The 5,431-nt window shown below is 62.4% G+C and carries 5 protein-coding genes; 1 reads left to right on the forward strand and 4 read right to left on the reverse strand.

The annotated features are described in order from the left end of the window. Window positions 1-153: 153 nt before the first annotated feature. From SFU85_10015 to SFU85_10030, 4 genes are all read right to left on the reverse strand, one after another. Entirely contained in the window at window positions 154-1,287 is a 1,134-nt protein-coding gene (locus SFU85_10015) for a hypothetical protein (GenBank protein MDX6767115.1), read from the reverse strand. Window positions 1,288-1,341: 54 nt separating this feature from the next. Next, window positions 1,342-2,226: a formyltetrahydrofolate deformylase gene (locus tag SFU85_10020; protein MDX6767116.1), complete on the reverse strand. Its 885-nt coding sequence runs from the start codon at window positions 2,224-2,226 to the stop codon at window positions 1,342-1,344. Further along, entirely contained in the window at window positions 2,198-2,560 is a 363-nt protein-coding gene (locus tag SFU85_10025) for a 6-carboxytetrahydropterin synthase (GenBank protein MDX6767117.1), read from the reverse strand. The genes SFU85_10020 and SFU85_10025 overlap by 29 nt, the downstream gene beginning before the upstream one ends. A 73-nt stretch (window positions 2,561-2,633) precedes the next feature. Continuing rightward, window positions 2,634-4,565, reverse strand: coding sequence for a protein kinase (locus SFU85_10030; protein ID MDX6767118.1), 1,932 nt, complete (start codon window positions 4,563-4,565; stop codon window positions 2,634-2,636). Between the two features lie 106 nt (window positions 4,566-4,671). Between SFU85_10030 and SFU85_10035 the strand changes: the two genes are divergently transcribed. Continuing rightward, complete coding sequence (locus tag SFU85_10035) at window positions 4,672-5,274, forward strand: HAD-IA family hydrolase (GenBank protein MDX6767119.1); 603 nt, start codon at window positions 4,672-4,674, stop codon at window positions 5,272-5,274. Window positions 5,275-5,431 lie beyond the last annotated feature (157 nt).

Raw genomic sequence — 5,431 nt, forward strand, 5'->3', positions numbered from 1 at the left:
TCTTACGCCGGGCTTGTGCAAGAACCTACGAAGAACTCATGCGGGCGGTCGCAGACTGCTTGTCACTGTTCACTCCACAAGAATGTATCAACTACTTCACTCATGCACATTATGTGTCTATATGATCCGGAAATGCTCTAAGCCCGGACTGGATCAATAAATCGAAAAGCTGACTTCTTCGTAGTAGCCGTCGCCCAATTGCTGGCGCATGTTTTCGGAAAACGGCTCCAACTGGCCGCTCACCTCCATGACCGAACGCCGGGACACCGCCAGCAGGGCGGAGTGCTGGATGCCTTCGATGACTTCCGGGGGCTGGATGACGCCGTCCTTGCGGACGTAGAAGCGGAGGCGGACGACGCCCAGACTGATGGTGCCGTTGTCCTGGTGGATGTATTGGTACCATCGGGAACCAATGGCCCGGTAAAGCTTGGCCTTGTAGCGCCCGATCTCGGATTCGCGCGCCGAGGCGGAATTGGAATCCCCCCGGGGCGCGCCCCCCTCGATGCGGTTCTCGCGCTTGTAGGCGGAAAACGAAGCCGGTGCGGCGGATGTTTCCTGGGATGGCTGGGCGGCCGGGCGACTCTCCTTCCGGTTGGCCTCCCGGGCTTTCTCTTTTTCCTTCTCCCGTTCCCGCTCTCTTTCTCTTTCTTTTTCCATTTCCGCATCGGCCATTTGGATGCGCGCCGAGGTATTGGCCCGGAGGTTTTCCTTCACCCCGGATCGGGAGGCCGGGTTTTCGGCGGAATCCTGGGGGGGCTTGGGAGTGGGGTTGGGAAGGGGTTCCGGGGCGGGCGGGGGGGTGAGCGGCACGGCCTGCTCCGGGCTGTACTGCGAGTTGAAAAATTCCAGGCCGGACCGCGCCTCGCCCTGTTGGTTGGGCAGGGCCGGATTCCCCTCCCCGGGCAGCCGGCTCAGGGCGGCGGTATTGGTTTCCCCTTCGAATGCTGCGTTAGGTTCCGGAGCCGGGATCGGGGTCAATCCGCTGGTGTCGAGGAAGGTCGATTCGCCCCGGGCCTGGGCGGAAAGGGACGGAGCCTGGGCTGGAGGGGTGGGCGATTGGGGCACCAAGGTCAGGGTCAACCGGTCCGGGCGGGCTTGGATCTCCGGCACCCGCAACCGGGAAAACAAGCCGGAAAAAATCAAGAGAAGCAGGAGCAGGTGCAGGAAGATCGAGGCGGCGATGAACACCCACACCCGCCGGGTGGAAAGACCGGGGGTGTCGCTCCCGGACGGGCGCAACGGCAACCGCCGGACCGGCGGGGGCGGAGGAGGGGGACTCACGACCATACAACTAGCTTACGGCCTGGCCCGGCGATGCCAAGCAGCCATCGGACTACGGCTTCAAACGCCGTAGACCCGGCCCCAGTGCACATCCAGACGTTTGCGGAGGTAGAGCTGGACCGCGCGCAACAAGGCGCGTGCTTCCGCGGCCTGACCGCGCTTGACGATGCCGGCCAGGGATTCCCCCGGCTTGGTTTTGAAGGCCTCCTGGCAGATGATCGGACCCTGGTCGAGGTCGGGGGTGACAAAGTGCGCTGTGACCCCGACGACTTTGACCCCCTTCTCGTAGGCCTGCCGGTAGGCCGAGGCCCCGGGAAAAGCGGGCAGGAGGGAGGGATGGATGTTGATGATCTTGTTCTTCCAGCGCCAGACGAAGTCCGGCGAGAGGATCTTCATGAAACGGGCCAGGACGATGAAATCCGCACCGGCTTTTTCCAGCTCTTCCAGCACGCGCTTCTCGGCCAGGGCCCGTTCGGTGAACGGCACATGGACGAAGGGGATGCCGGCTTTTTGCGCCAGTGGCTTGAGATCGGGGCGGTTGCCGATGACCACCACGGGATCGGCGGCCAGGCGGCGGGCCCGCACCGCGGCCAGGAGGGCTTCCAGGGCGTGCGGTTCACGGGTGACGAGGATGGCCAGGCGCTGGCGGCGTCCGCGGGCGCTGAAATGCAGCTTCAATTCCATGCCCAGCCGCACGGCCAGTGCACCCAGGGCGGAGCGGACTTTCTTTTCCTCGAAATCTTCCGCCGACCAGGAAGCCTGCAAGGTCATGCTGAAGCGTCCGCGGGTGACTTGTTCTTCCAGCGCTTCGATATTGGCCTTGTGCTGGAAAAGGGTCTGGGTGACCGAGGCGATGACCCCGGATTTGTCTTTCCCGATGAGGGTGAGGGTGAGGAACTGCTTCACGGAGGCGGCTTCAATCCCCACGGTAGCGGCACCACGCACGGGGGGTCTCGAGGATCATGATCTCGCTCAATTCCGGGAGCCGGGGTTTGATCCGGTCCCAGAACCACTTGCACATGACCTCGATGGTGGGGTTTTCCAATCCGGGGATTTCGTTGAGGTAACGGTGGTCGAGTTCATCGACAAAAGGCTGGGCCGCTTCCTTGATCCGTGCGTGGTCGAAGAGCAGTCCGGTGGCGGGATCGACCTCCCCCTCGGCGGAAACCTGCAGGGTGAAGGAATGCCCGTGCAGCTGGCGGCACTTGTGGCCTTCGGGAAAGATGGTGAGCGACTGGGCGGCGTCGAAGCCGAATTCGCGCGTGAGGGTGACTCGCATGGCAGAAAAGGTATAGCCCGATGCGGGCAGAAGGCAACCGAACTCCCGCATTCCCTTCCGCGGGAACCGGGGATCAAATGTAGATCGGCATCTGGAGGAGGGGGATGCGGCCGGTGGCGGGAAGAAACTGGTTCTCCAGGGTTGAATGGTCGGGCATCTCCGCACGCGCGGCATTGACCACTTCCTGCCAGGCGCGGCAGTTCCAGAGGTCGCGGAATTCCACCACCGCGCTGCCGGAGTAGCCGAAGCCGTTGACCTTGGCCACTTGGTGGGCCACCCCGACGGCGCTGGCCAGGAGCGGGGATTTCTGGCCGCAGGCCCCGTAGTGCAGGGCGACCTGGCGGTAGGCACTGTCAAAGCGCTGTGCCTCCAGCCAGGCCGCCCCGGCTTCGTGGTGGTTGATGCCGAAGTAATGGGTTTCGGTTTCGGACAGGCTGCACTGGTTGTCCATGGCGTAGCGCAGGGCGTTGTAATAGGGGAAGGGGATGATCTCCCCCAACACCAGCTTGCCAATGCCATGGATCAGACCGGCCAGGAAGGCCTGGTCTCTGGCCTTCCTGAGGGCGTGACGGGACAACACGCTGGTCAGCCCGCCGCTGCCCGCCGGTTCCACCCGGCCCCGACCGGGTACGTACTCGCCCATGGCTATTTCCATGACCACCCGGGCGATCACGCCGGTGTTGACCGCGTGCTGCCAGTAGGGATGCCAGTCAAACTCGGGGTTGGATTTGAAATCCTGCCGCAGCACGATCCCGAAGAGGACCAACTGCCGCGACAGGTCAACGCCCACGGTTTTGATCGCTTTTTTCCGTCCCGGGTTCTCCTCGTCGGTGCGGTACAAATCGCAACGGGCCAGTTCAATGATGAACTTCTCGATCTCGGGCAGGGCGTTGAGCGCATCGGCCAGGTCGGTCATGCTGACTTCGGAAACCTCGGCGATTTCCTTCAAATGGGTGGCCGCGCGATTGAGCAGCAACGGCTTCATCGGATTGGAAATGGCGTTGAGGATCTCCTGCTTCTTGTTTTCCGCCCCGAGGTCGATGGCGTTTTTGGCCCAACCCCGGAACTTCGGACTGAGGATGCCGAAGAGTTCCTCCCGCGGGAGACTCGAGCGCAGGGGCACGGGCACAACCGAGGGGGGCGCATCCGTCGATTGACCCTCCGGAGTCACCGGACCGAGGAGATCGACATGCTCCAGCGCGGTCCGCAACTCGGCATAATCCTGGTAACGATCCCCGACCTGCCGGCGCGTCATCTTGTAAAGCAAATGAATCCACCCGGGAGGCAGACCGGTCATCTGGGCCTCGGCCAGGGGAAAATCCCCTTCGACATGACCGCGCACGATTTCACTCACCGTCTCTCCATCGTGGAGGAACCGGCAGGTCAGGAGATGGTACAGGGAGGCCCCCAGCGAGTAGATGTCGCTGCGCTGGTCGGTGGCCGTCTGCAGGATCTGCTCGGGGCTCATGTAGGCGGGGGTGCCGAAACAATCCCCCCCGGATTTGAGCGGCGCACTCAGGGAGTGAGCCAGTCCGAAGTCGGTCAAGTAAATGACCCCGCTGTCATCGACGAGAAAATTCGACGGTTTGATGTCCATGTGGACGATGTTGTGGCGGTAGGCCCACTCCAAAGCTTCGATGGCCTGGGTCATGATCCAGAAGGCCTGCTCGGTGCTGAGCGGGGTCTCGCTCTCGATCCACTCGTCCAGGGTGATGCCGCTGACGAAGGGCATGACAAAGTAGTGCAGGTCTCCCTGGTGTCCGACGAAGTAGATCGGCACGATGTTGGGATGACGCAGCGCGGCGATGCTCTGGGCTTCACGGTCAAAGCTCTCCAATTTGTCCTTTTCCGAGGCCAGCTCCGGCTTGAGCACTTTGATGGCGACTTCGCGGTTCAGGCTGGCCTCGAAGCCCTTGTAGACATGCCCCATCCCCCCTTCGGCCACGTGCTGTACAATGGTGTAATGGCCCAGTTGGGCATTGGGCACCAAATCAGCGTAAGTCATGGCATTCTGCATCAGTTAGAAAACTAGGCCCGCCCCCGGGGCGCGGCAAGGCGCTTTCCTCCGGGTTTGACAGCGACGGCCACAAGCGGAAGGCTACGGGTCCAATATGCCCCTCTTCCAACTCCCACGGCGGGAATTCGCCGGTTTCATCTTCGACTGTGATGGCACCCTGGCCGACTCGATGCAGGTCCACTACGAGGCCTGGTGCGCTGCCTTCCACGACTTCCATCCCGGATTGTCCTTCCCCCGCGACCTCTACTATTCCTGGGCCGGGTTGAGTACCCGGGGCGTGGTCGAACGGGTCAATGCCATCCATGGCCTATCCCTCGACCCGGAACAAATCGCCACCCGCAAGGAAGACCTCTACCTGGAAAAACTACCCGCCGTGCAGCCGATCCCGGAGGTGGCCACGTTCGCCCGCACCATCGCCCGCACCCATCCGGTGTCGGTGGCCACGGGCGCTTGGCGCCGGGTGGCTGGCGAGACCCTGAAATGGGTCGGCCTGGGTGACGTCTTCTCCATCATCATCACTCCGGAGGACGTGGTCCGGGGTAAACCGGCACCGGACATGTTCCTGCTCGCCGCCGAACGGATGGGCGTGGCCCCACAAGACTGCCTGGTCTTTGAAGACGGGCAACCAGGCATCGAAGGCGCCCGCGCCGCCGGGATGGAGGTTGTGGTCATCCCGACCCCTTGGGACGGCGCTTAGAGCATTTTGCATTTAATCTAGAGCATTTCCGGATCATATAGACACATAATGTGCATGAGTGAAGTAGTTGATACATTCTTGTGGAGTGAACAGTGACAAGCAGTCTGCGACCGCCCGCATGAGTTCTTCGTAGGTTCTTGCACAAGCCCGGCGTAAG

This window comes from Candidatus Methylacidiphilales bacterium (genome assembly GCA_033875315.1).
Taxonomy (GTDB): domain Bacteria; phylum Verrucomicrobiota; class Verrucomicrobiia; order Methylacidiphilales; family CAZTYG01; genus JANRJG01.